Below are 24,971 nucleotides of genomic sequence, written 5' to 3'. Positions count from 1 at the left end.
TGGCCGACCGGTGCCGGGCGGCACGGGCCGCGTCCTTCGCCGGACCGGGAAGGCCGGGCGGCTTCCCCACCGGCACGGGCGGTCCGGACGGGATCGGCTGTCCGTCGTGGGCGTCCTGTTCGTGCTGAGTGGCGTCGTCCGGGCGTTCCCCGACGTCGTCATCCGCGATGTCGGCAACCACTGTCCGGCCGACCAGGTCCCGCCACGACCAGGCGCAGGAGTGGCGCTGGCGTTCCTGCCGCCTGCCCTGTTCGCCTGGGGCTCCTGGCGGGAGGTCGCCGGACGCGCCCGTCGTCCCCTTCCGCGTTCGCGCCCCGGCGGGGGTGATCGAGTACCGGTGGACGGGAACGCGGACGGGGGCGGAGGCCGCGTCGGCACCCGCCCGCCGTCACGCCGTCAGCCGCACCGGCTCCTCCGGCAGCGCGCTCCCCGGCTGCGCGGGCAGGGGCGGACGGTCCCCGGCGTCCGTACCGCCGCCCCCGCCGCCGGGACGGCCCTGCCGCCGCGCCAGCGGCACCAGGCAGCCGACCACCGCGCCCGCGCAGCCGCCGACGGCCGCCGAGACCACCGGCCGGGGCGTCACCGGCTCCGCCGGGGCGACGGCCTCCGCGATCTGCCGCACGTCGGTCCCCGTCGCCTCCGCCGCCGCGTCCGCGTAGCGGGCCAGCGCACGCGCCACCGCGTTGGCCGCCCGCGCCGCGTCCCGCGCGTCGGGGGCGCGGCCCGTGATCTCGATGACCGGCGCGTCCGGCGAGGTGACGGCGCTGACCCGCCCCCGCAGCACGGCGGTGTCCACCCCGGCGTCGGTGTGGGCGGTGCGCAGCACGGCGTCGCTCGTCGCGATGCGCCCGTAGGACTGGGCGATCCCGACCGCCTCGGCGTGCTCGGTGCCCTCGGCCGCCGCGACCACGGCGAAGCCGCTCGCCGCGTACTCCCGCTCCGTCACCGCCGCGTACGACGCCCCCGCCGCGACCCCGAGGAGCAGGCCGAGCGCCGGGGCGGTCCACGGCCTGCCGCGGCCTGGCAGGCGCCGCGCCGCCTTCCGCGCCCGCTCCACGGCGCCGAGCCACACGAGACCGGCCCACAGGGGCAGCAGCGGGAGCGCGGACGCCAGCCTCCCCTTCACCGCCTCCACCGCCTGCACCCCCTTCACCGCCGGCTCACCCCCTCGTAGACGGTCAGCAGCCGGTCGGCGGCGTGGTCGATGTCGTAGCGGTGCACGGCGGCCGGGACCGGCAGCCGGCGTACGCCGAGCCCCAGCTCGGTCCGCAGCGCGCGGGCCAGTTCGGCGGCCCCCGCCCCGACCCGCCGCGCGCCCGGCGCCTCCTGCCGCGGCAGCTCGTCCACCGCGGGACAGCTCACGTGCAGGACCGGCAGCCCCGCCGCGAGCGCTTCGAGCACCGCCAGGCCGAACGTCTCCTCCGTCGAGGGCGACACGAACACGTCGGCCGCCGACAGCAGCCCCGGCACGTCGGGCCACTCGCCGGTCACCACCATCCGGTCCGCCACCCCGAGCCGCCGCGCCAGCGCCAGCAGCGCCTCACGCTCGGGCCCGTCCCCGGCGAGCACCAGCCACGCGTCCGGCGGCAGCGCGGCCAGCGCCCGCACCAGCGTCGCGAAGCCCTTGCCCGGCACGAGCCGCCCCACCCCGGCCACCACCACGGTCTCGGGCGGCACGCCGAGCCGCTCCCGTACGGCGGCGCGCGCGGCCGGGTCGTAGTGGAAGCGCGCGGCCTCGATGCCGTTGGGCACCACGTGGATGCGGCCCGGCGGCACGCCCCAGGCGCGCAGCCGCCCGGCGACGGCGGCGGAGACGGCGACGGTCGCGGAGCCGAGGCGTTCGCTGGCCAGGTAGAGCGCGCGCGTGCCCTGGGTGAGCGGGCGGCCCTCGATGCGGCGTTCGCCGAGCGAGTGCTCGGTGGCGACGACGGCGCGCACCCCGGCGAGCCGGGCGGCGAGGCGCCCGTAGACGCAGGCGCGGTAGAGGTGGGTGTGGACGATGTCGTAGCGGCCGTCGCGGATGAGCCGGGTGAGGCGGGGCAGCGCGGACATGTCGCGGTTGCCGCGCATCCCGAGGTGGGTGACGCGGATGCCGTCGGCGCGCAGGTCGCGGGCGACGGGGCCCGGGTTGGTGAGGGTGACGACGTCGCAGGGGAACGGGATGCGGCGCAGCAGGGCGCGCAGCTGCCGCTCGGCCCCGCCGACGCCGAGCCCGGTGATGATGTGCAGACCGCGTCTCACCGCGTGCCACCGCCCGCCGGGGTCGGTTCGAGGCGGACGGCCCGGCGGCGGATCGGGTGCAGCCAGTGCTTGATGCGCAGGCGCCGCGCCGAGTCGGACTCGCCGACGTGCACGCGTGGCAGGGCCCAGCGGCCGGTGAGCGCGCCGGGGCTGATGGCGCAGGCGTACGCGTACCCGGCGTCCCGTACGGCGTCGGCGACGCGCTGGTCCACGGCGCCGTAGGGGTAGCAGAAGCCGGGCACGTCGGCGCCGGTGATGTCGCGCAGCAGGGCGCGGCTCTGGCGGATCTCGTGCTCCAGCTCGTCGTCGGGGAGGGCGGGCAGGGAGACGTGGGCGAGGCCGTGGGAGCCGATCTCCATCCCGGCCTCGGCGGCGGCGCGGATGCCGTCGGCGTTGAGGAGGCGTTTGCGGGGGCCTTCGGCGTCCCAGGCGTTGCTGCCGCCGAGGCGTCCGGGGAGGACGAAGACGGTGGCCGTGCAGCCGTGGCCGCGCAGCAGGGGGACGGCGTAGTCAAGGAAGTCGCGGTAGCCGTCGTCGAAGGTGAGGCCGACGAGGCGGTCGGCGCGCCCTGCGGCGCGGGCGCGCAGCAGGTGGCTCATGGAGACGCCGCGCAGTCCGCGCCGCCGTAGCCAGACGAGTTGTTCGCGCAGGCGGTCGGGGGTGATGGTGATGCGGTACGGGTCGGACTCGGCGTAGTCGACGGAGTGGTACATCAGCACCCACAGCGGGGTGTGCTGGGCGTCAGCGGGCATGCGCGAACCTTTGCTTGAGTGCGGAGACGAGCAGTGCCGCCTCGGGCACGCGCAGGGCGTGGGCGGCGGCGGCGAACACGGCGGGTACGACGAGCAGTCCCGCGGCGGCGGTGGGCAGCGGTGCGGCGGCGGGGCCTGGCAGGGCGGCCAGGGTGAGGCCGGCGCCCGTGGCCAGCGTGGCGGCCAGGGTGAGGCGCAGCAGGGTGCCGAGGACACGGCGGGTGTCGATGGGGATGGCGCGGCGGGCCAGGCCGTGCAGCAGGAGCAGCGCGGTGAGGGTGATGCCCGCGGCGTTGGCTGCGGCGATACCGGGCGCGCCCCAGTGGGGGACGGCCAGCAGTCCGCCCGCCACGGTGACGAGCAGCCCGGGGACCATCGCGGCCAGCGGGAACCAGGCAGGGCGCGCGGTGGAGAAGAACGGGCGTACCAGCGCGCCCGTCAGCGCGTGGCCGAGCAGCCCGAGGCCGTACACGCGCATCACGCGGGCGGTGGCGTCCGTCGCCTCGGCGTCGAAGGCCCCGCGCTGGAAGAGGAGCCCGGTGATCTGCGGGGCGTACGCGACGACGTAGGCCGCGCCGAGCAGCACGACGACCCCCGCGAGGGCGAGGTCGCGCTCGACGCGCCGCCTGGCGCCCTCCGTGTCGCCCTCGGCCAGCGCGCGGGCGACCAGCGGCAGCGTGACGGTGCAGACCATCAGGGACAGCACCATCGGGATCTGGGCGACCTTCTGCGCGTAGTTGAGGTGCGAGATGGCCCCGGCGGGCAGCCCGGACGCGAGGAAGCGCTCGGCCAGCACCTGCGCCTGCCGCCCCACGGCGAAGAGCGCCACCGGCGCGATCACGGCGAACGCGACGGGTACGCCGCCCCCCGCGCCCGCGGCGGCCCGCCGGGCGGACGGGCGGGGCAGCAGGCGGAGGAAGAAGGGCAGTTGCAGCAGGACCATCAGCGTCCCCCCGGCGGCCACCCCGGCGGCGGCCGCCCGTACGCCCCACAGGCTGTGGAAGGTGAGCGCGGCCGCGATGATCCCGGCGTTGTAGGCGACGTAGATGGCGGCGGGGGCCAGGAAGCGGCGGTGGGCGCGCAGGGCGGCGCTGAAGTACCCGGCGACGCCGAACGTCAGCACGCTCAGCGCGGTCAGCCGCGTGCAGTCCACGGCCAGCGCCGGGTCGGCCAGCCCCGGCGCCAGCAGCCGTACGAGCAGCGGCGCCCCGGCGAGCAGCGCCGCGCACGCACCGGCGAGCACCGCGAGCAGCCGGGGGAACGTACCCGCGACCAGCTCGCGCACAGCGCCGCCGCCCCGGGCCAGCGCCAGGCTGAACGCGGGCACCAGCACCAGCGCCATCGCCTCCTCGATCAGCAGCGTCGCGGCGAACTCGGGGACGGTCCACGCGACGAGGAACGCGTCGGTCGCGCCGTCCGCGCCGAAGAGGTGGGCGACGATCTGGTCGCGCAGCAGCCCGCACAGCGCCCCGGCCGCCGTCAGCAGCGCGGTGACGGCGGCGGCGCGGGCGACGAACCGTTCCGCCCGCGCCGGGGCGGCCTCCGCCGTCTCCCGCGCGGGCGCGTCCAGCAGCCCGGTCATGCCCGGACGCCCCGCTCCGCCGGTCCCGCCGGTCCCGCCGACCAGCGGGCGGCGAGGCCGAACGCGACGGCGGTCAGCACCGTCGTCGGCCCGCCGGTGTCGCCGTACAGGAAGTGCACCAGCTGCCACACCAGCAGTCCCGTGCCGAGCAGCCCGCCCACCGCGATGCCCCGGCGCCACAGCCGTGCCACCCCGGCCGTCAGCAGTGCCGCCCAGGCGCCGATCAGGACGGTCGCGCCCAGCAGACCCTGCTCGCTGAGGACCAGCAGGTACATGTTGTGCGGTGAGAGCAGTTCCTGGCGGGCGAACTCCTGCCCGGCGCCCGCCGTGTCACTGCCTCCCGACAGCGCCACCGACGCATGCGTGTCCCGCAGACCGGCGAAACCCTTCGGCCCGACCCCTGTCCACGGCTCGTCCCGCCACATCCCCAGCGCCGCGTCCCACATCGCGTACCGGTCGATCACCGACTGGTCGGGCGTGCCCGCCACATCGCCGATGCTGCTGAGCCGTTCCCCCACCATCCCCGACCCGAGCGCCGCGCCCCCGCCGAGCAGCACCACTGCGCCAAGCCCCGCCAGCAGCACCCGCCGCATGCGCCGCCCGCCCAGGAGCGCGGCCAGCAGCACCACCGCGAGGACCGCCACGGCCGTCGCAAGCCACGCGCCCCGGCTGAACGACACCGTCAGCGGCGCCGCGAGCACCCCCGCGCACCCCAGCGCGACACCCCGCCACCGGCGCGACGCGCCCGGCGCCGGTGCCAGCGCCAGGCACAGGGCGGCGACGAGCCCGTACGCCACGACCGTCGCCATGCTCATCACGTTCTGCGGCCCGAACGTCCCGACCGCCCGCACGTTCTGCCCCATGTACGAGGCCCCGGCGCCCGTCGCGTACTGCCACGTCCCCACCGCCCCCTGCACCAGCGCCACCGCCACGACCGCCCACGCCACGGCCCGCACATCCCGCGCGTCACGCAGCAGCACCACCACCGCGAGCGGCACCAGCACGAACGTCTGGAGCAGCCGCACGAAGCCGGGCACGCTCCCGCCCGGGTCACCCGACGCGACCGTGACCACGGCGAACGCCACAGCGGGCGCCCCCAGCACCAGCACTGCCACCCGCCCGAGCCGCGGGCCCTCCCCGCGCAACAGCAGTGCCACGCACGCGCCGACCAGCACCACGGACGCGAGGTCGGCGGCCGCGACCTGCCCGCCGCCGACGTTCCACCGCCCGCCGGGCACCGCGAGCAGCAGCACGGTCGCCAGCAGCGGCGCGAGCCGCCGGTACGCCCCGGCGCGGACGGCGGCGACCGCGGGGGCCGCGTTCCTCAGCAGGACCGCCATCAGCTGCCCCCGGCCCTGAGGCACGCCGCCGTGGTGCGCAGCATGATCCGCACGTCCTGCCACAGCGACCAGGTCTCGATGTACAGGTTGTCGAAGCGCGTGCGGTCCTCGATGGACGACGCCGCGCCCCGCGCGCCGCTGATCTGGGCGAGCCCGGTCATGCCGGCGGGCATCCTGAGCCGCTCGGCGTAGCCGGGGTACGCGCGGCTGAAGCGCTCGGTGAAGTGCGGGCGTTCGGGGCGGGGGCCGACGAGGCTCATGTCGCCGCGCAGGACGTTCCACAGCTGGGGGAGTTCGTCCAGGGAGCTGCGCCGCAGCAGCCGCCCCACCGGCGAGACGCGCGGGTCGTCGGCGATGGACCAGCGGGTGGCGGCCTCCCGTTCGTCGGCGGGCCGCAGGGTGCGGAACTTCAGCATCACGAAGCGCCGCCCGTCCTGGCCCACGCGCTCCTGCCGGAAGAGGACGCCAGGCCCGTCCGCGACCCGTACGGCGAGGGCGCACGCGAGCATCAGCGGGGCCGTCAGCGCCAGCGCGGTGGCGGCGACCGCGATGTCCAGGGCGCGCTTCATGAGGCGCCCCGGCCCGTACTCGCGGGGCGGGTCGACGCGGCGGCAGGGGAAGCCAAGGAGGTTCCCGGCAGCGCCGCGCGCGGTCAGCGGCTCGGCGCACACCTGCCAGACGACGCATCCCCTGGCCCAGAAGAGCCGCAGCAGTTCCGGGCGCGGGGGCTGGATGAACACTGCGTCGCGCACAGTGTTCTGGATCACAGCGCGGACGACATCGCCCGGCGTCCCCAGTACGGGCAGCGGGGCGACGGTGGGCAGTCTGCGCGGTACGGGGCCGACGAGTCCCACGGGCCGCAGCCCGTACTCCGGCTGCCGCACCAGCCCCGCCGCGACGCGCTGCCCCAGCGGCCCGGTCCCCACGACCAGCGTCGAACGCGGCCTGCGCCGTGCGGACCGCCGGTGCGCGGCGTGCACCACCCCGCGCGCGGCAGCGGCCGTCAGTCCGTGCCCGGCCACCAGCGCAGCGATCGCCGTCATCGGCAGCGCCGCGCCCGTCACGGCGTCGGCGACACACCAGGCGACCGCACCGTGCCCGAACACCCGGGGGCACTCCTCCAGTACCCCGGCCCCCAGCACCGGCCGGTACAGCGCGGCGGCGTTCCACGCGTTCAACGCCAGCAGCAGCGCCGCCCCCAGCAGCAGCACCACGGACGCGCGCACCCCCGGCCCGAGCAGCCCGGCGGGCAGCACCCAGCCCGCAGTCCCCAGCATGGCGCCCACATCCGCGGCGGCCAGTCTGCGGCCCGTACGGGACGGCCCCCCGCGCCGTACGCTCCCCGCGCCACCCGCCGCGACAGGCGCGGCGGGCGGTACGCGCGGCGGCTCGATGACGACGGCGGGGCTGCGCGTCGTCCCTTCGACGGTCATCGCCGCAGGTACTCCTTCGCCTCCGGCGCGCGCGGCGGCACCACGGTGGTCAGCTCGCGGTACAGCCGCACGCACGCCGCGGCGGTGTGCCGTGCGTCGTGCGCCGCCCGTACGTGCTCCGCCGCCTCGTCGCCGAGCCGCCGCCGCAGATGCGCGTCGCCCAGCAGCGCGGCCAGCGCGAGCGCCAGGGCGCCGGGCACCTCGGGCCGCACCAGGCAGCGCGCCCGGTGCCCGGCCGGGAGGCTCTCGCCTGCGCCGCCCACGTCGGTCAGCACCACGGGCCGCCCGACCGCCATCGCCTCCAGCGGCGCCAGTGCCATGCCCTCCCAGCGGGACGGCTGGACGACCACGTCGGCCGCCGCGTACCAGGGGAGGACGTCGTCCGAGTGGCCCGCGAGCAGCACGCCAGGTCCTGCGGCACGGCGCAGCGCGTCCCGTTCGGGTCCGTCGCCGACCAGCGCCAGGCGGGCGCCCGGCACGCGCGCGGCCACCTCGGGCCAGGCGCGCAGCAGCAGGTCCTGCCCCTTCTGCCGGGTCAGCCGCCCGACGCAGACGACGAGCGGCGCGCGCTGCGGCAGCGCGTGGACCGCCGAGAGCGCCGCACGCGCCTGCCGTCGCGCGACACTGCCCGCGCGCGGGAAACGGTCGGTCTCCACCCCGTTCGGCACCACGGTGTACCGGCCCCGCACCCCCGCCCGCAGCCCCTCCTCGCGCTCCGCCTCGCTGACGCACAGCAGGCTCGCGGTCCAGCGCGCCGCGTACCGCTCCCAGCGCCGCGCCCACGCCGCCGTGGGCCCGCCGACGGCCTGGAACGACCAGGCGTGCGGCTGGTGGACGGTCGGGACGCGGCCGCGCAGCGCCAGCCGCCCGGCGAGCCCGGCCTTGGCGCTGTGCAGGTGGACGACGTCCGGGCGCAGCTTCCGCAGCGCGCGGGCGGCGCAGTGGACCTCCCACGGGAGGTCGGGCCCCGGGGCGCGGCCCGCGAGCCACAGCCGCGTCTCGGCCCCGGCCGCCTCGGCGGCGCGCATGAGCCGCCCGTCGGACGGGCACAGGACGACGGCCCGCAGCCCCGCCTCGGTCTGCGCCCGCACGAGGTCGGTGACGACCCGGGCGACGCCGCCTTCGACGGGCTGGACGAGGTGGGCGACGGTCAGTGCGCGCGGGCCGCCGCGCGCGGCGTCGGTGGGGGACACGCGGCTCTCCGGGGTCAGGAGCGGACGGCGGCCTGGAGGAAGACGGCGCCGAGGTGGTATCTGTCCCGCCCGCCGCCGAGGCCGACGCCGAGGCCGTCCGCGCCGTCGGTCAGGGCGTGCGAGATGTCGAGCACGTCGGCGTCGTAGCCGAGGGTGTGGGCGTACGCGGGGGTCCTGGCCGTCCGCGGGTCGCCGAGGTCGCTGACGGTGCCGTTCAGGACGTCCCCCGCGGGGTTGGCCGCGTCGGCGAGCGGGGTGGTGGGACCGCCGGGGACGCGGACCGTGACCTGGTCGCCGTCCACGCCGCGGTCGCCGCCTCCGGCGACCAGGCCGAGGCGTCCGTCCGCGCCCGCGGGGACGTCGAGGCCGTCGGCGGCGAGGCTCAGCTCGCGGCCCTGGCCGAGCGTCTCCAGGCCGTCCCACAGGACCAGCTCGCGCAGCGGCTCGTCGGGGTTCTCGTAGGCGACGACCAGTGTCCAGCCGCCCCAGCCGCCCTCGGGCGAGTGGCCGCCCGCGGTGTTGATCTGGCCGACGGTCCACGCGCCTGGCCGCGAGGAGCGGACGAGGGCGGTCACGTCGGCCGAGGCGGAGAAGACGGAGTCCTCGCCGGAGTCGCGCTGGCCGACCGGGGAGTCGGCGAGGACTTCCTTGTAGCGTCCGCCGGGCTCGGCGAGGAGGATTCGGCCGTTGTCGGCCGAGGGCTTCAGTTCGCCGACGCGGATATTCGCGCTCCAGTAGAGCCGCGCGTAGCTGACGCGTGATCCGGGCGGGAGCCGGAGTTCCGCGCTGCTGGAGTTGTACGTGTTGGCGTCGTCGTCCGTGTCGATGTACGCCATGGCGTACTGGCCGGAACGCGCGGTCCCGCCCGCCTGGGCGTCGGCGCAGTCGGGGGCCCCGTCGGCGGCGGCCGTACCGCAGGTGATCACCGCGTTGGCGGCCCGCGCGAAGCCGCCGTGCTGCACGGCGCGGAAGCGTTCGGCGAACGGCGCGGGCAGCCCGTCACCTGGCGCGGCGACCGCCGTGGGTACCGCCGCGCACAGCAGCGCGAAAACCGAGAGGAGGTACAACGCGATCCGCTTCATGGCACAACTCCAGATTTCTCTCCGGCAGGCGTGGAAAACCATGACAGAGAACAAAAGCGAAATCACGTAAAACGCGCGGCGGCGAACACACAAGGTCATTCTGGGATTTTCATATGAACGGGATTTATGTTTACCGAGCCCCGCAGCTCCCCCGCACCCGTCCGACGGCCCGGCACCCCCGCCCGACCCCGAGCGCACCCCCGCCCCCGAGGTGAGACGCCTCACACCTCACCGGCCGGCGGGCCCGCGCGCGACCCGCCCGCCCGAACTCGCCCACGCGAAAGGGCCCTCGCCCCGTCTCCGGAGCAAGGACCCTGATCACTGGTGCGCGAGGGGGGAGTTGAACCCCCACGCCCTTTCGGGCACTGGAACCTGAATCCAGCGCGTCTGCCTATTCCGCCACCCGCGCATGTGCACCAGCGGCGCCTCGTCCTCCGGTCCAAGTGACCGGCGAGCCGCCGACATCCAGAAGGCTAACACGCATCCGCAGGCCGTCTCACCCTCGTATCCGCCGCCCCGGCCCGGGGAGCCGCCTCCGCTCCGCCCCCTCCGCATTCCCTCCCCGCATGCGCGACACTGTTGCTTGCTCCCCCCTTACGATCCGGGGGTGGGGCGGTGCGTGCAGGGGAACCAGCTGATCGTCCCGCGCGTGGATACGATCGGTAAGCACTACCGCTTCAGGCGCGCGCCCGGGACATCGGAGGAGGAGGTGCACACATGGGAGTACTGAAGCGCTTCGAGCAGCGTCTTGAAGGCCTCGTCAACGGCACCTTCGCGAAGGTCTTCAAGTCCGAGGTGCAGCCGGTGGAGATCGCCGGCGCCCTGCAGCGCGAGTGCGACAACAACGCGACCATCTGGAACCGCGAACGGACCGTGGTCCCCAACGACTTCATCGTCGAGCTGAGCGGCGGCGACTACCAGCGCCTCGCGCCCTTCGCCGGGCGCCTCGGCGAGGAACTCGCCGGCATGGTCCGCGACTACGCGGCCCAGCAGCGGTACACGTTCATGGGCGACATCAGGGTGCACCTGGAGAAGGCCGAGTCCCTCGACACCGGCCTCTACCGCATCCGCAGCCGCACGCTGGCCGCCTCCTCGGGCCCCGGCTACGACAGCGGCGCCGCCCCCCGCCCAGCGGCGTACACGCCGCCCCCCGAGCCCGCCGGCTACCCGCCGCGCCCCCCGTCCGCGCCCCCCGCCTCCCCGCCGTACGGGCAGCCGCCCGCCCGGGGACGCGTCCGCCGCTGGATCGAGATCAACGGGACGCGCCACCAGATCGCGCGCCCGACCCTCGTCATCGGCCGCAGCACCGAGGCGGACGTGCGCATCGACGACCCCGGCGTCTCACGCCGCCACTGCGAGATCCAGGCCACCGACCCGCCCTCCGTACGGGACCTCGGGTCCACGAACGGGATCGTGGTGGACGGCCAGCACACCAAACGCGCTACGCTCCGCGACGGCTCGCGCATCGTCGTGGGCAGCACCACAGTCATCTACCGGCAAGCCGAAGGGTAAGCGGGGGGCAATGTCAGAGCTGACCCTGACGGTCATGAGGCTGGGCTTCCTGGCCGTCCTGTGGCTGTTCGTGATCGTCGCCGTGCAGGTCATCCGCAGCGACCTGTTCGGCACCCGGGTCACCCAGCGGCCCGTCGCCCGCCGCGCGGAGCCGCAGCAGGCGGCGCCGCAGCGCCGGGCGGAACGCGGACGGCCCCCGGCCCAGGACCGCGGCCGGGGCAAGTCCCGCCGCGGCGCCCCCACGAAACTCGTGATCACCGAAGGTTCCCTGGCCGGAACCACTGTCGCACTCCAGGGGCAGACGATTACGCTCGGCCGGGCACACGACTCGACCATCGTGCTGGACGACGACTACGCCTCCGGGCGTCACGCGAGGATCTACCCCGACCGTGACGGCCAGTGGATCGTCGAGGACCTCGGCTCGACCAACGGCACCTACCTGGACCGCGGGCGGCTGACCACCCCGGTCCCCATCCCGCCCGGCGCGCCGATCCGCATCGGCAAGACGGTCATCGAGCTGCGGAAGTAGGTCCGACCCATGACGACCGGAGGGTGGGAGAGGCGCGCATGAGCCTGTCACTGAGATTCGCGGCCGGCTCCCACACCGGGATGATCCGCGAGCACAACGAGGACTCGGGGTACGCGGGCCCGCGCCTGCTCGCCATCGCGGACGGCATGGGGGGCCAGGCGGCCGGCGAGGTCGCCAGCAGCGAGGTCATCTCCACCCTCGTGCAGCTCGACGACGACATCCCGGGCTCGGACATCCTCACCTCGCTCGACGCCTCCGTGCAGCGCGCCAACAACCAGCTGCGCTCGATGGTCGCCGACGACCCGCGCCTCGACGGCATGGGCACCACGCTGACCGCCCTCCTGTGGACCGGCCAGCGCCTCGGCCTCGTGCACGTCGGCGACTCCCGCGCGTACCTCCTGCGCGGCGGCGAGCTGACGCAGATCACGCAGGACCACACCTGGGTGCAGCGCCTCGTCGACGAGGGCCGCATCACCGAGGAGGAGGCGACGACGCACCCGCAGCGCTCGCTGCTGATGCGCGCGCTGGGCAGCGCCGACCACATCGAGGCCGACCTGTCGATCCGCGAGGTGCGCGCCGGGGACCGCTACCTGCTCTGCTCCGACGGCCTGTCCGGCGTCGTGAGCGCGGAGACCATGCGGGACACCCTCGACGCGTTCCACACCCCTGAGGACACCATCCGCGAGCTGATCGAGCTGGCGCTGCGCGGCGGTGGCCCCGACAACGTCACGTGCATCGTCGCGGACGTCCTCGACACCGACACCCAGGTCGGCGACACCCTGGCCCGCCAGCTGCACGACGCCCCGCAGATCGTCGGCGCCGTCGCCGAGGCGCAGCAGGCCCAGCGCGCGCAGACGACGCAGCAGACCCCCGCGTCCCGGGCCGCCGAACTGGCCCGCCCGCCCCAGGCACCGCCCCCACCCGGGCAGGACCCGGCCACCGGCGTCTTCGGCGCGTTCACCGACGACGAGTACGTCTCCCAGCGCCCGGGGGGCCGCCGCGCCCTCAAGCGGACCGCGCTGATCGTGCTGATCCTCGCGGTCGTCGCGGGCGGCGCGTACGCCGGGTACCGCTGGACGCAGACGCAGTACTACGTCGGCACGAACGGCGACCACGTCGCGCTCTACCAGGGCCTGAGCCAGGGCATCGGCCCCCTCAGCCTCAACAGCGTGAAGCAGGACCACCCGGAGATCGAGCTGGAGTTCCTGCCGCCCTACCAGCGCAGCCAGCTGGAGGGCAGCATCTCGGCGAACGGCCTCGGCGACGCCGAGGACACCATCGCCGAGCTGGCCGAGCAGGCCGAGGCCTGCCGGCTGCTCGCCGACCAGCGTGCGGCGGAGTCGGACCCGCAGGACGACACCACCGACCACGCCCCGGCATCGCCGTCCCTCAGCAAGCGACAGCAGGAGCTGGCACGCCAGTGCACCTCGGCATAGCGCCCCGCCCCCGAGCCGACCCAGAGACCAGGCCATGAGCAGCACCAGCAACACCACAGTCTCCACCGGTGGCCTCCCGAGCCGCCGGAACACCGAGCTGGCGATGCTCGTGTTCGCCGTGCTCGTCCCCGTGCTGGCGTACGCGAACGTCGGCCTGGCCAAGGACGGCAGCCTCCCGGCGGGCATGGCGGGCTACGGCCTCGGCCTCGGCCTGCTGGCGGGCGTGACGCACCTGGTGGTGCGCCGCTGGGCGCCGTACGCGGACCCGCTGATGCTGCCGATCGCGGTGCTGCTCAACGGGCTGGGGCTCGTCCTGATCTGGCGCCTGGACCAGGAGCCGACGATCACGACACCCGGGCTGGGCGGGCCGATGGCGCCGAACCAGCTCATGTGGTCGGGCGTGGGCGTCGCGCTGTTCCTGATGGTCCTGCTGTTCCTCAAGGACCACCGCATCCTCCAGCGCTACACCTACATCTCCATGGTCGTCGCGCTGTTCCTGCTGATCATGCCGCTGATCCCGGGCATCGGCCGCCAGGTGAACGGCGCCCGCATCTGGGTCTCGCTGCCCGGCCTCGGCTCCCTGCAGCCCGCCGAGTTCGCGAAGATCGTGATCGCCGTCTTCTTCGCCGGCTACCTGATGGTGAAGCGGGACGCGCTGGCCCTCGCCAGCCGCCGCGTGCTGGGGCTCTACCTGCCGCGCGGCCGCGACCTCGGTCCGATCCTGGTGATCTGGGGCGTCAGCCTGATGATCCTGGTCTTCGAGACCGATCTGGGCACCTCGCTGCTGTTCTTCGGCGTCTTCGTGATCATGCTCTACGTGGCGACCGAGCGGACGAGCTGGATCGTCTTCGGTCTGCTGCTGTCGGCGGGCGGCGCGGTGTTCGTGGCGAGCTTCAACGACCATGTCGGCCAGCGCGTCGACCAGTGGCTGAACCCGCTGGAGTACGAGCCGGGCTACGTCACCGAGACCGCGCAGGTCGTGTTCTCCTTCGGCTCGGGCGGTCTGCTCGGCTCGGGGCTCGGCCAGGGCTACACACGGCTGATCGGCGGCATCGCCCCGAAGAGCGACTACATCCTCGCCACCGTCGGCGAGGAGCTGGGTCTGGCCGGTCTGATGGCGGTCATCCTGCTCTACGCGCTGCTGATCGAACGGGGCTTCCGCACGGCGCTCGCCGCCCGCGACCCGTTCGGCAAGCTGCTGGCGATCGGCCTGACCGGCGTCTTCGCGCTCCAGACCTTCGTGGTGGCGGGCGGCGTCCTCGGCGTGATCCCGCTGACCGGTATGACCATGCCGTTCCTGGCGCAGGGCGGTTCGTCCGTCATCGCGAACTGGGCGCTTATCGCCCTCCTACTGCGCATCAGCGACACTGCCCGCAGGCCCGCGCCGGCCCCGGCACCCTCCCTCGACGCGGAAGAGACTCAGGTGGTCCGAGCATGAACAAACCGATGCGCCGGGTCGCCATCTTCTGCGGCCTGCTGATCCTCACGCTGCTCGCGCGCGCGAACTGGGTGCAGTTCGTCCAGGCCGACGACCTGTCCAGCCACAAGGACAACCGCCGCGTGGCCATCGAGCGCTTCGCCGACCCGCGCGGCGACATCATCGTGGACGGCGAGCCGATCACCGGTTCCACCGAGACGGACGACGACGACTTCCGGTACAAGCGCACGTACACGGACGGCGAGCTGTGGGCGCCGGTCACCGGCTTCTCCTCCCAGGTCTACGGCAGCACGATGCTGGAGGGCGTCGAGGACGACTTCCTGACCGGGGACGACGACCGCCTGTTCTTCAACAACACGATCGACATGCTCACCGGCGAGGACGAGCGCGGCGGCAATGTCGTGACGACCCTCAACACCGCCGCCCAGCAGGCCGCCTTCGAAGGGCTCGGCGACGCGCGGGGCGCGGTGGCGGCCATCGACCCGCGCACCGGGGCCATCCTCGCCCTCGCCTCCACACCGTCCTACGACCCGTCCACCATCGCGGGAAGCAACGACGGGGAGGCGTGGGACGGTCTCCTCAAGGAGAACAACCCGGACGACCCCACGCTCAACCGGGCCCTGCGCGCGACCTACCCGCCCGGCTCCACGTTCAAGATCGTCACGGCCGCCGCGGCGCTGGAGAACGGCATCGTCGACGACGTGGACACGGAGACCGACACCCCGGACCCGTACGAACTGCCGGACACCGACGGCTCGATGGTCCAGAACCAGACGAACGGCCGCTGCGAGGACGCCACGCTCCGCATCGCCCTGGTCGACTCGTGCAACTCGGTCTTCGCCAAGCTCAGCGACGAGGTCGGCAACGAGGGCATGATGGAGGCCGCCGAGTCCTTCGGCTACAACCAGGGCGAGGACCTCCAGATCCCCATCCGCGTCGGGGAGAGCGTCTACCCCGAGGACAACCGCCCGCAGAACGCGCAGGCCGGTTTCGGCCAGGCCTCGAACCAGGCCACCCCGCTCCAGATGGCCATGGTCGCCGCCTCGGTGGCGAACAACGGCTCGCTCATGGAGCCGTACATGGTGGACCAGCTCGTCGCCCCGAACCTCAACGTCGTGGAGCAGCACGAGCCGCGCGAGATGAGCCGCCCCATGTCGGCGGAGACGGCGCAGCAGCTCCAGTCGGCGATGGAGAGCGTCGTGGAGGACGGCCCGTCCGGGCCCGCCGCGGCGATCGACGGCGTCCGGGTCGGCGGCAAGACGGGCACGGCGCAGCGCGGCGAGAACAACTCGGAGAACCCGTTCGCCTGGTTCATCTCCTACGCGATGGTGGACGACGAGTCGCCCGTGGCGGTCGCCGTCGTCGTGGAGGACGCGGGCGTCGGCCGCGACCAGATCTCCGGCAGCGGCCTCGCGGCACCGATCGCGCACGACGTGATGCAGGCCGTGCTGGAAAGCAGCTGATCCGGCGGCGGACGCCGGACGAACCCCGGGAACCGGCAACCGATGCCGGCTCCCGGGCGTCATAGACGGGAACCGGTCGCCACGGCCGGTCGTCACGGCCGGTCGCGGCGGACGGCGATACCGGTTGCGTATCGGCCACCCACCGCCGTCCGGCGGGCCGCCCCGCGGCGGGTACCGTGAACCAGGGCTTGGTCCCCTCGCCCCACGGGCCGGCCAGGTGGTGCGGCCCGGGACCGAACGGAGAGGGCTGGAAACATGGAAGAGCCGCGTCGCCTCGGCGGGCGGTACGAGCTGGGCCAGGTGCTCGGCCGCGGGGGCATGGCCGAGGTCTACCTGGCGCACGACACGCGCCTCGGCCGTACCGTGGCCGTCAAGACGCTCCGCGTCGACCTGGCCCGTGACCCCACGTTCCAGGCCCGCTTCCGCCGCGAGGCGCAGTCGGCGGCCTCCCTGAACCACCCGGCGATCGTCGCGGTGTACGACACGGGCGAGGACTACGTCGAGGGGATCTCGATCCCCTACATCGTCATGGAGTACGTGGACGGCTCGACACTGCGCGAACTGCTCCACTCGGGCCGCAAGCTCCTGCCGGAACGCACGATGGAGATGTGCATCGGCATCCTCCAGGCGCTGGAGTACTCCCACCGCAACGGCATCGTCCACCGCGACATCAAGCCCGCGAACGTCATGCTCACCCGCACCGGCCAGGTGAAGGTGATGGACTTCGGCATCGCCCGCGCCATGGGCGACGCCGGGATGACCATGACGCAGACGGCCGCGGTCATCGGCACCGCGCAGTACCTCTCGCCCGAGCAGGCCAAGGGCGAGACGGTGGACGCGCGCTCCGACCTGTACTCCACCGGCTGCCTGCTGTACGAGCTGCTGACGGTCAGGCCGCCGTTCATCGGCGACTCGCCGGTGGCCGTGGCGTACCAGCACGTGCGCGAGGAGCCGCAGCCGCCGAGCGTGTTCGACCCGGAGATCACGCCGGACACGGACGCGATCGTGCTGAAGGCCCTCGTGAAGGACCCGGACTACCGCTACCAGTCCGCCGACGAGATGCGCGCCGACATCGAGGCGTACCTCGACGGCCGCCCGGTCGGCGCGGCGGCGGGCTACGGGGCCGTGCCGTACGGCTACGACGACCGGCCCACCACCGCCCTGCGCCCGACCGACCCCGCCACGTCGATGATGCCGGCGGCCGGTGACAACGGCGGGTACGGCGACTACGACGACTACGGCGGGCGCGCCGCCGACCGCCGCCAGCGCCGCCGCAACACGTCCACGATCCTGCTGGTCGTCGCGGGCATCCTCGTGCTGGTCGGCGCGGTCTTCATCGGCCGTGTCATCTTCGCGGGGGACGGCCCGGAACGCGTCATGATCCCGGACGTCCGCGGCCAGTCCGAGTCGGACGCCAGAGCGGCGCTGACGGACGCGGGCTTCGAGCCGGGGGAGACGACGGAGGACGTCTGCGAGGACGAGGACGTCGAGGAGGGCGCCGTCTGCGACACGGACCCCCCGATAGGCCAGCGGGCCGACGAGGGGACGACCGTCGGCCTGATCCTCTCCTCCGGCCCGGCCGAGATCGAGGTCCCCGATGTGACGGGCGGCACGATCGAGGAGGCCGAGGAGCAGCTCGACGAGCTGGGCCTCGACGTCGACCGCGAGGAGGACGACAGCAGCGACGAGGAGCCCGGCACCGTCCTGGAGCAGGACCCGGAGGGCGGCACGATGGTCGCCCCCGGCGAGACGGTGACGCTCACGGTCGCGGTGGAGCCGGACTCGATCGACGTGCCCGACGTCATGGGGCTCCAGTACGACGCGGCGGTCACGCGCCTCGACCAGGACGATCTGCGGGCGGCCAGGCGCGACCAGGAGACGGGCGACTACCCCGAGGGCCAGGTCATCGGTGTCGACCCCGGTGTGGGCGACCCGATCCAGCCGGGCGGCCAGGTCACGCTGACCGTGGCCGTGCCCCCGGCGGAGCCGGAGCAGGTGCAGGTGCCCGACGTGAACAACCAGCCGCTGATCCTCGCCCGGCAGACGCTGCAGGCGGCGGGCTTCCAGGTCGCGCTCGCGCCCGGTTCCCCCGACACCCCGACGGCGATCGTCAACGGCCAGAACCCGCCCGCCAACCAGCCGGCCGCGCGGGACAGCGTCATCACCCTGACGACGCAGGAGCCCGGCGGCGGCCCCGGAAACCCGGGTGACCCGGGTGGCGGCGAGAACGGCGGCGGCGGTGGCGACGACGGGGGCGGCGGCCTCTTCAACGGCGGCATCGGGGGCGACTGACCCGGCCGTCCGCCACTCGCGCAGAACGTGGGGCGCGCACCGGTCCGGATGAGATATCCGGGCGGTGCGCGCCCCACGCTGTGTCCGCGATCGTCCACGCCTCCGTGCGCCGCCGCGCCCGTGCGGAGGGCTCAGTGGTCGCTGTTCTCCGGCACCTCGGTGGCGTCCGCGGGCTCGTCCAGCCAGTCCGGGCTGTTCTGCCCGCTCCACCACTTCCACGCGGCGTACGCGCCACCGGCCACCAGGCCGATCATGCCCGCCTTGCGCATCAGGCGGCCCGTACGCGCCCGCCGCTTCCTGCGGCGCACCGCCGCGCGGATGTCGCGCGTCGAGACGTCGCCGCGCAGCGCCGCGAAGGCCACCTGCGAACGGACGGTCGCCTCCTGCCGGGCGGGCCCCGCGGCGGCCTTGGCGCGCGCCACCGCCGGGACCACCTGGGAGGTGTACTGCCGCTTCGCCTGAGTGGCCGCCTTCCTGGCCGCCGGTGCCACATAGGCCCCCGCCTGCTGCGCGTAGTGGACGGCGTTGTCCTTCGCCGCCAGGGCGTAGGGGGTCACCATGTCAGTGGCGTGGCGCACTCCTGACTTCCCGTTGTGACTCACTGTTCCTCCTCCATGCGCTTACCGGTGGCGTTTGTCCACTCGTGCGGAAATCATTCCTGGTGAAAGGCGATCCGGCACGTGTAACGGCCATCCGGGGTCACCGCGTGTCGTGCCGCCGTGGCAGGATCGGTAAGCGTCACTGACGTAGACGGAAGGTAGATCGTGGCCGAGCAGCTCCATGCCACCCTGAAGACCAACCGCGGCGACATCGAGGTCCGGCTCTTCCCGAACCACGCGCCGAAGACGGTCAAGAACTTCGTCGAGCTGGCCGAGGGCTCCCGCGAGTGGACCCACCCCGCCACGGGGCAGCGCCTGACCGAGAAGCTGTACGACGGCACCGTGTTCCACCGCGTGATCAGCGGCTTCATGATCCAGGGCGGTGACCCGCTGGGCAACGGCACCGGCGGTCCCGGGTACAAGTTCCAGGACGAGATCCACCCGGACCTGGCCTTCACCCGCCCGTACCTGCTGGCGATGGCCAACGCGGGTCCCGGCACCAACGGGTCGCAGTTCTTCATCACCGTCGCGCCGACCGCCTGGCTGACGGGGAAGCACACCATCTTCGGCGAGGTCACCGACCCGGCGTCGCAGCAGGTCGTGGACGCCATCGCGACCACCGCGACCGACCGCGGCACGGACCGGCCGGTCGAGGACGTCGTCATCGAGTCGGTCGTCGTCACCCAGAAGGACTGACCGCCGCGGGAACCTTTCCGGCCCCCTGGGCGTCAACGCCGCAGGGGGCCGGAACGCTCCCCGTGCCTGTACGGTCGGTGGTAACGGGTCACCGAGGGGAGACGGAGACGATGGCGCAGTGGTACGGCCAGCCGCCGCAGCAGCCGGCGCTGGCGCGGTGCTTCCGGCACCAGGACCAGGAGACGGGTGTGCGCTGCACCCGCTGCGACCGTCCGATCTGCCCGTCCTGCATGATCCCGGCCTCGGTCGGCTACCAGTGCCCCGAGTGCGTACGCGGTTCCGCCGCCGCCGTGCGGGCCACGCGCCCGCGCACCCTGGCGGGCGGCACGCTGACGGCGAACACGCAGCTGGTCACCCTGAGCCTGATCGTGCTCAACGTCGCGATGTTCTTCGCGGTCCTCGCCCGGGGCGACACCATGGTCACCGACCTCGGCATGCTGGGGCACGCGGTCGACTTCCGGACCTACGAGTGGGTCGGTGTCGCGGACGGCGAGTGGTACCGCCTGCTGACCTCGGCGTTCCTGCACCAGCAGCTGTGGCACATCGCGTCCAACATGCTGGGGCTCTGGTTCCTCGGCCCGCAGCTCGAAGCGGCGCTCGGCCGCGTACGCTTCCTCGCGCTCTACCTGATCTCCGCGCTGGCCGGGAGCACGCTCTCGTACGTGCTGGCCGAGCAGAACGCGGTGTCCCTCGGCGCATCGGGCGCGATCTTCGGCCTCTTCGGCGCCACCGCGGTGCTCGCCCGCCGCATGCGCGCCGACATCCGCCCGATCCTCATCCTGCTCGCCATCAACATGGCGATCACGTTCACGCTGCCCAACATCGCCTGGCAGGCGCACATCGGCGGCCTGGTGGGCGGTGGCCTCGTGGCCCTCGGGATGGTGCACGCCCCGCGCAGGAACCGGCTGCTGATACAGGTCGGCACCTGCCTCGCGGTGACCGCCGTCCTGGTCGCCGCCCTCGTGGTCCGCACCTCGGACCTGCTCGGCTAGCGAGCCGGGGTCAGGCCGTCCGGCGGGTTATCCACAGGCCGCGCGGCTCCTGTGCACAGTGTGGAGGGGCCGGCCCCGGGCGCGACCGGTCCGCGTTTCCGCAGGCGAACGGGGGTGCGGACATCCTCCGATGTCCGCACGGACGTTCCCCCCGCCCACCGGTTATCCACAGATCGTGTGATGTTCGGTGGATAACTTGACGTCCGTCGGCGGCGTCACCGCCGGAACGTCACTTCCACTGCGTCGAGACGACGAACCCCAGGGCGATGAAACCGAAGCCGACCACGATGTTCCAGTTCCCCAGGGCCTCGACCGGCAGGTCGGCCTGGGTCACGTAGTACACCACGATCCAGGCGAGCCCGATCACGAACATCGCCAGCATCAGAGGGGCGACCCACCGGCGACCGCCCATGTCGAGCTTGGTCGTCGTCCGCTTCTCCGGCGGAGTGTAGGTGTCGTCCTTCTTCTTGCGAATCCTGGACTTCGGCACGAGCGCTCTCCTGTCGATGCGCTTCTCAGCGCGTAGCACGGGACACGTCCGTTAGCGTAGTGCGTCAACCGCTGTTTAAGGAGACCAGGGGTACGGTGAACAGCATCCGGTTCCGGCCGGCGCGGCTGCGCACGGCAGCGGTCTTCGCGCTCGCCGGGCTCATCTTCTGGTCCAGCTTCCAGGTGTCCCGCGGCAACAACATCCGCACCGACGACTCCCTGCTCCAGATGTCCGATCTCATCAGGGAGCGCGCCCGGGACAACGAGACGCTGGAGTCCGCCACCGCGACGCTGCGGGACGAGGTCGAGGCCCTCGCCGGCCGCGACACCGCGGGCGACCCGCCGGACCCGGCGGAGACCGCCCGGCGCGAACGCCTCGAAGCCGCCGCGGGCCTGACCCCCGTCTCCGGCCCCGGCCTCACCGTCACCCTGACCGACGCCCCCGCCGACGCGGGCGCCCTCGTCCCCGGCGTCCCCGAACCGTCGCCCAACGACCTGGTGATCCACCAGCAGGACCTCCAGGCCGTCGTCAACGCCCTGTGGTCGGGCGGCGCCGAGGCCGTGCAGGTCATGGACCAGCGCCTCATCTCCACCAGCGCCGTCCGCTGCGTCGGCAACACCCTGATCCTCCAGGGCCGCCTCTACTCGCCGCCCTACACCGTCACCGCCGTCGGCGACACCGCCGCCCTGCGCGACGCCCTCGACGCGTCCCCGGCCATCGGCACCTACCAGCAGTACGTCACCGCGTACGGACTCGGCTGGGACGTCACCGACCACGCCTCCGTCACCGCCCCGGCCTGGGAAGGCGGCGTCGGACTCCAGTTCGCGGAGCCCGCGGAATGACGGTGATCGCCCCCGGCCCCTCTCCGGCGCGTCGTACGCTTGGGGCATCCTGTGTTGATCGAAGGGGTGGCTGAGCCATGTACGGGTGGATCTGGCGGCACCTGCCGGGCAACACGCTGGTACGCCTGCTGATCTCCCTCGTGCTGGTGCTCGGGGTCGTCTACCTCCTGTTCGAGTACGTGTTCCCGTGGGCCGAGCCCCTGCTCCCCTTCAACAACGTGACGGTCGAATGAGCGCCCCCATGCAGACCCGCATCCTCGTCGTGGACAACTACGACAGCTTCGTCTACAACCTCGTGCAGTACCTCCAGCAGCTCGGCGCCGAGTGCGAGGTGCTGCGGAACGACGCGGTCGTCCCCGGCCACGTCACCGAGGGCGGATTCGCGGGCGTCCTGCTCTCCCCCGGCCCCGGCACGCCCGAACAGGCGGGCGTCTGCATCGACATGATCCGGCACTGCGACGCGGCGGGCGTCCCCGTCTTCGGCGTCTGCCTCGGCATGCAGGCGATGGCCGTCGCGTACGGCGGCATCGTCGGCCGCGCGCCCGAGCTGCTGCACGGCAAGACGTCCCCGGTGGAGCACACCGGCGCGGGCGTCTTCGCCGGCCTGCCGAGCCCGCTGACGGTGACGCGCTACCACTCCCTCGCCGTCGAGGTCGCCACCGTCCCGCCCGTCCTGGAGGTCACCGCGACCACGGCGAGCGGCGTGATCATGGGGCTGCGCCACCGTGAACGCGCGGTCGAGGGCGTCCAGTTCCACCCCGAGTCGGTCCTCACCGAGGGCGGCCACCGCATGCTGGCCAACTGGCTCGCGGTGTGCGGCGCCCGGGACGCGGTGGCGCGCTCGCACGGCCTGGCGCCCGTGGTCGGCCCCGCGCCCCGGCAGGAGTCGGCGGCGTGACCCAGGGCCGCCCGGAGGACGCCCCGTTCCCCGCGTCCTCCGGCGAACAGCCGCCCCCACAGCCCCGGGACACCACGGACGAGCCGCCCGCCACCGCCGTACCGGCACAGGCACCGCCCGCGCAGGACGCCGACGCCGACGTCCCCGCGCCGCGCCGGGCCCGGCAGGGACGGCATGCCGGGCCGCCGGAGGAGGAGGCCCCCGGCCTTCCCGCCGACGTCCCGACGGAGATACTCGGCGTCACCCGGCCGGAGCCCGCGGCGCCGCCGCAGCAACAGCCGCACGTTCCCGAGCCGGAGCCCGAGCCCGACGAGGCCCCCCCTCCGCCCGCGGCGGGCATCGACCACGCGACCGTGGGCCTGCGCCGCCCCGCCGACCTCCTGCCGCCCCCGGCCCCCGTCCCGCCCGCCACCGGCGGCAGGGCCGCACGCCGCCACGCCGCACGCCGCAAGCAGGGCCCCCGCCCCGCCGCCGCGCCGCCTGTCACCCCGGCCACACTCCTCACGGCGGACGGCGCGCCCGACGGCACGGTCACGGGCGGCCGCGCCGCACGCCGCCGCGCGGCCAAGGCCGCCGCCAAGGCGGCCCGCCAGACCGGCACGGCGATAAGCAACGTCATCGGCGAGCTGTTCATCACCACGGGCGTCGTCCTCCTCCTCTTCGTCGTCTACCAGCTGTGGTGGACGAACGTGGAGGCCCGCGCGCACGCGCGGCACGAGGCGGACTCCCTCCAGGAGCAGTGGGAGGCCCCCGAGGACCCCGCCGAGGAGGCCCCCGACCCCCGCGCGCCCGGCGCGTTCTCGCCCGGCGAGGGCTTCGCCATCCTCTACCTCCCCACGCTCGACGTCCGGGTCGCGATCGCGCAGGGCGTCGACGAGGAGTCGGTGCTCGACAACGGCATGGTCGGCCACTACACCGAGGACGACGGCCTGCCCACCGCGATGCCGTGGGACGAGGAGGGGAACGTCGGCCTCGCCGGGCACCGCAACACCCACGGCGAACCGTTCCGCTACATCAACCAGCTCGAACCGGGCGACCCGATCGTCATCGAGACCCAGGACGCGTACTTCACCTACGAGATGGCGAGCCGTCTCGACTCGACCTCGCCGTCGAACGTCGCCGTCCTCGACGCCGTGCCGGACCAGGGCGGCTTCACCGACCCGGGGCGTTACGTCACGCTGACGACGTGCACGCCGGAGTTCACGTCGACGTACCGGCTGATCGTCTGGGGCGAGCTGACCGAAGAGCGCCCGCGCAGCGAAGGGAAGCCGGATGCCCTCGTCCAGTGAACCGCCCCCGGCCGCCACCGGCCCGGCGGACAGCCCGGAGAACGCAGAGGACACAGAGAACGCAGAGAACGCAGAGAACGCAGAAGACACCGACAGCACGGAGAAAACGGACAGCACGGACAGCCCCCCGCCCCGCGTCGGCGCCGCGCGCCGCCGGATCGCCGCCGCCGTGGGCGTCGCGGGCGAACTGCTCATCACCGCGGGCGCCGTCCTCGCCCTCTTCGTCGTCTACTCCCTCTGGTGGACGAACGTGGTCGCCGACCGGGAGGCGCGGCAGGACAGCGACGCCGTCCGCGAACACTGGGCCGCCGAGGGCGCCCCGGACGGCGAGGACACCGGCGCCCCCCGCACGTACGACCCGGAGGACGGCATCGGCTTCCTCCACGTCCCGGCGATGACCGGCGACGAGATCCTCGTCAAGGCGGGCACCGGACTCGACATACTCAACGGCGGCGTGGCGGGCTACTACGAGGACCCGGTCGAGTCGGCGATGCCCTGGGACGAGGAGGGCAACTTCTCCCTCGCCGCCCACCGCGACGGCCACGGCGCGCGCTTCCACGCGATCGACCACATCGAGGAAGGCGACCCGATCGTCTTCGAGACGCAGAACACCTGGTACGTGTACCGCGCCTTCGCGATCCTCCCCGAGACGTCGAAGTACAACACGGACGTCCTCGCCCCGGTCCCCGAGGAGTCGGGCGCCACCGAGGCGGGCCGCTACATCACGCTGACGACCTGCACGCCGGTCTACACGTCCCGGCACCGCTTCATCGTCTGGGGCGAACTGGAGCGCACCGAACCGGTCGACGCCGACCGCACCCCGCCCGAGGAGCTGCGGAACGCCTCCTGACCCGCCGCCGCGCAGGCGCCGC

At 73.9% G+C, this 24,971-nt stretch carries 23 protein-coding genes and 1 tRNA gene; 13 read left to right on the top strand and 11 right to left on the bottom strand.

All coding sequences use genetic code 11. The features are described from left to right. Positions 1–388: 388 nt before the first annotated feature. The 9 genes from ACIBPC_RS09300 to ACIBPC_RS09260 form a co-directional block, all read right to left on the bottom strand. Entirely contained in the window at positions 389–1,153 is a 765-nt protein-coding gene (locus ACIBPC_RS09300) for a lipopolysaccharide biosynthesis protein (protein ID WP_398842358.1), read from the bottom strand. Further along, positions 1,150–2,241 carry a glycosyltransferase gene (locus tag ACIBPC_RS09295; protein WP_362964066.1) on the bottom strand — a complete coding sequence of 364 codons (1,092 nt, stop codon included), beginning with the start codon at positions 2,239–2,241 and terminating at the stop codon, positions 1,150–1,152. The genes ACIBPC_RS09300 and ACIBPC_RS09295 overlap by 4 nt, the downstream gene beginning before the upstream one ends. Beyond that, on the bottom strand, positions 2,238–2,993 hold the full coding sequence (locus tag ACIBPC_RS09290) for a polysaccharide deacetylase family protein (RefSeq protein WP_398842357.1): 756 nt from the start codon (positions 2,991–2,993) through the stop codon (positions 2,238–2,240). The genes ACIBPC_RS09295 and ACIBPC_RS09290 overlap by 4 nt, the downstream gene beginning before the upstream one ends. Then, positions 2,983–4,575, bottom strand: a complete 1,593-nt coding sequence (locus ACIBPC_RS09285; RefSeq protein WP_398842355.1) for a lipid II flippase MurJ — start codon at positions 4,573–4,575, stop codon at positions 2,983–2,985. Before ACIBPC_RS09285 ends, ACIBPC_RS09290 begins: the two co-directional genes overlap by 11 nt. Further along, a complete protein-coding gene (locus ACIBPC_RS09280; RefSeq protein WP_398843023.1) occupies positions 4,572–5,915 on the bottom strand; it encodes an O-antigen ligase family protein in 1,344 nt (447 codons plus the stop codon). Before ACIBPC_RS09280 ends, ACIBPC_RS09285 begins: the two co-directional genes overlap by 4 nt. Continuing rightward, positions 5,915–7,348, bottom strand: a complete 1,434-nt coding sequence (locus tag ACIBPC_RS09275; protein ID WP_398842353.1) for a sugar transferase — start codon at positions 7,346–7,348, stop codon at positions 5,915–5,917. The genes ACIBPC_RS09280 and ACIBPC_RS09275 overlap by 1 nt, the downstream gene beginning before the upstream one ends. Further along, positions 7,345–8,541: a glycosyltransferase gene (locus ACIBPC_RS09270; protein WP_362964076.1), complete on the bottom strand. Its 1,197-nt coding sequence runs from the start codon at positions 8,539–8,541 to the stop codon at positions 7,345–7,347. Before ACIBPC_RS09270 ends, ACIBPC_RS09275 begins: the two co-directional genes overlap by 4 nt. A gap of 14 nt (positions 8,542–8,555) precedes the next feature. Then, a complete protein-coding gene (locus ACIBPC_RS09265; RefSeq protein ID WP_398842351.1) occupies positions 8,556–9,623 on the bottom strand; it encodes a DUF3344 domain-containing protein in 1,068 nt (355 codons plus the stop codon). 322 nt (positions 9,624–9,945) lie between these two features. Further along, positions 9,946–10,032: transfer RNA gene (locus ACIBPC_RS09260), tRNA-Leu, on the bottom strand. 308 nt (positions 10,033–10,340) lie between these two features. Here ACIBPC_RS09260 and ACIBPC_RS09255 point away from each other — a divergent pair. The 6 genes from ACIBPC_RS09255 (at position 10,341) to pknB (ending at position 18,293) form a co-directional block, all read left to right on the top strand. Beyond that, a complete protein-coding gene (locus ACIBPC_RS09255) occupies positions 10,341–11,135 on the top strand; it encodes a DUF3662 and FHA domain-containing protein (protein WP_362964080.1) in 795 nt (264 codons plus the stop codon). A 10-nt stretch (positions 11,136–11,145) separates the two neighbouring features. Next, positions 11,146–11,664: an FHA domain-containing protein gene (locus tag ACIBPC_RS09250; protein ID WP_362964082.1), complete on the top strand. Its 519-nt coding sequence runs from the start codon at positions 11,146–11,148 to the stop codon at positions 11,662–11,664. Between the two features lie 38 nt (positions 11,665–11,702). Next, positions 11,703–13,100: a PP2C family serine/threonine-protein phosphatase gene (locus tag ACIBPC_RS09245; RefSeq protein ID WP_362964084.1), complete on the top strand. Its 1,398-nt coding sequence runs from the start codon at positions 11,703–11,705 to the stop codon at positions 13,098–13,100. A gap of 34 nt (positions 13,101–13,134) precedes the next feature. Continuing rightward, positions 13,135–14,538, top strand: a complete 1,404-nt coding sequence (locus tag ACIBPC_RS09240) for an FtsW/RodA/SpoVE family cell cycle protein (RefSeq protein WP_398842349.1) — start codon at positions 13,135–13,137, stop codon at positions 14,536–14,538. Beyond that, positions 14,535–16,001, top strand: coding sequence for a peptidoglycan D,D-transpeptidase FtsI family protein (locus tag ACIBPC_RS09235; RefSeq protein ID WP_398842347.1), 1,467 nt, complete (start codon positions 14,535–14,537; stop codon positions 15,999–16,001). The genes ACIBPC_RS09240 and ACIBPC_RS09235 overlap by 4 nt, the downstream gene beginning before the upstream one ends. Before the next feature lie 255 nt (positions 16,002–16,256). Then, positions 16,257–18,293, top strand: a complete 2,037-nt coding sequence (pknB, locus tag ACIBPC_RS09230; protein WP_362964090.1) for a Stk1 family PASTA domain-containing Ser/Thr kinase — start codon at positions 16,257–16,259, stop codon at positions 18,291–18,293. Between the two features lie 131 nt (positions 18,294–18,424). Here the strand turns inward: pknB and ACIBPC_RS09225 are convergent, their stop codons facing one another. After that, positions 18,425–18,895 carry a DUF5324 family protein gene (locus ACIBPC_RS09225; protein WP_362964093.1) on the bottom strand — a complete coding sequence of 157 codons (471 nt, stop codon included), beginning with the start codon at positions 18,893–18,895 and terminating at the stop codon, positions 18,425–18,427. A 162-nt stretch (positions 18,896–19,057) separates the two neighbouring features. On the opposite strand from ACIBPC_RS09225, the gene ACIBPC_RS09220 reads away from it, so the two are divergent. Together ACIBPC_RS09220 and ACIBPC_RS09215 are read left to right on the top strand one after the other, a co-directional pair. After that, on the top strand, positions 19,058–19,588 hold the full coding sequence (locus tag ACIBPC_RS09220) for a peptidylprolyl isomerase (protein ID WP_362964095.1): 531 nt from the start codon (positions 19,058–19,060) through the stop codon (positions 19,586–19,588). 110 nt (positions 19,589–19,698) lie between these two features. After that, positions 19,699–20,580: a rhomboid family intramembrane serine protease gene (locus tag ACIBPC_RS09215; protein ID WP_362964097.1), complete on the top strand. Its 882-nt coding sequence runs from the start codon at positions 19,699–19,701 to the stop codon at positions 20,578–20,580. A gap of 229 nt (positions 20,581–20,809) precedes the next feature. Here ACIBPC_RS09215 and crgA read toward each other — a convergent pair whose 3' ends face one another. After that, on the bottom strand, positions 20,810–21,070 hold the full coding sequence (gene crgA, locus ACIBPC_RS09210; protein WP_362964100.1) for a cell division protein CrgA: 261 nt from the start codon (positions 21,068–21,070) through the stop codon (positions 20,810–20,812). Positions 21,071–21,165: 95 nt separating this feature from the next. Between crgA and ACIBPC_RS09205 the strand changes: the two genes are divergently transcribed. The 5 genes from ACIBPC_RS09205 to ACIBPC_RS09185 all read left to right on the top strand — a co-directional run bounded on the left by ACIBPC_RS09205 (position 21,166) and on the right by ACIBPC_RS09185 (position 24,949). Continuing rightward, on the top strand, positions 21,166–21,912 hold the full coding sequence (locus ACIBPC_RS09205) for a DUF881 domain-containing protein (RefSeq protein ID WP_362964102.1): 747 nt from the start codon (positions 21,166–21,168) through the stop codon (positions 21,910–21,912). Between the two features lie 77 nt (positions 21,913–21,989). After that, positions 21,990–22,145 (top strand): hypothetical protein, encoded by a 156-nt coding sequence (locus ACIBPC_RS09200; protein ID WP_362964104.1) that lies wholly within the window; start codon positions 21,990–21,992, stop codon positions 22,143–22,145. Positions 22,146–22,153: 8 nt separating this feature from the next. Next, positions 22,154–22,810: an aminodeoxychorismate/anthranilate synthase component II gene (locus ACIBPC_RS09195; RefSeq protein ID WP_398842346.1), complete on the top strand. Its 657-nt coding sequence runs from the start codon at positions 22,154–22,156 to the stop codon at positions 22,808–22,810. After that, positions 22,807–24,099, top strand: a complete 1,293-nt coding sequence (locus ACIBPC_RS09190; protein ID WP_398842345.1) for a class E sortase — start codon at positions 22,807–22,809, stop codon at positions 24,097–24,099. The genes ACIBPC_RS09195 and ACIBPC_RS09190 overlap by 4 nt, the downstream gene beginning before the upstream one ends. Further along, positions 24,083–24,949 (top strand): class E sortase, encoded by an 867-nt coding sequence (locus ACIBPC_RS09185; protein ID WP_398842343.1) that lies wholly within the window; start codon positions 24,083–24,085, stop codon positions 24,947–24,949. Before ACIBPC_RS09190 ends, ACIBPC_RS09185 begins: the two co-directional genes overlap by 17 nt. The last annotated feature ends 22 nt before the right edge of the window (positions 24,950–24,971 follow it).

Source organism: Streptomyces sp. NPDC049879 (assembly GCF_044461265.1).
Lineage (GTDB): Bacteria > Actinomycetota > Actinomycetes > Streptomycetales > Streptomycetaceae > Streptomyces.
This window is presented reverse-complemented; position numbering and strand designations above follow the sequence as displayed.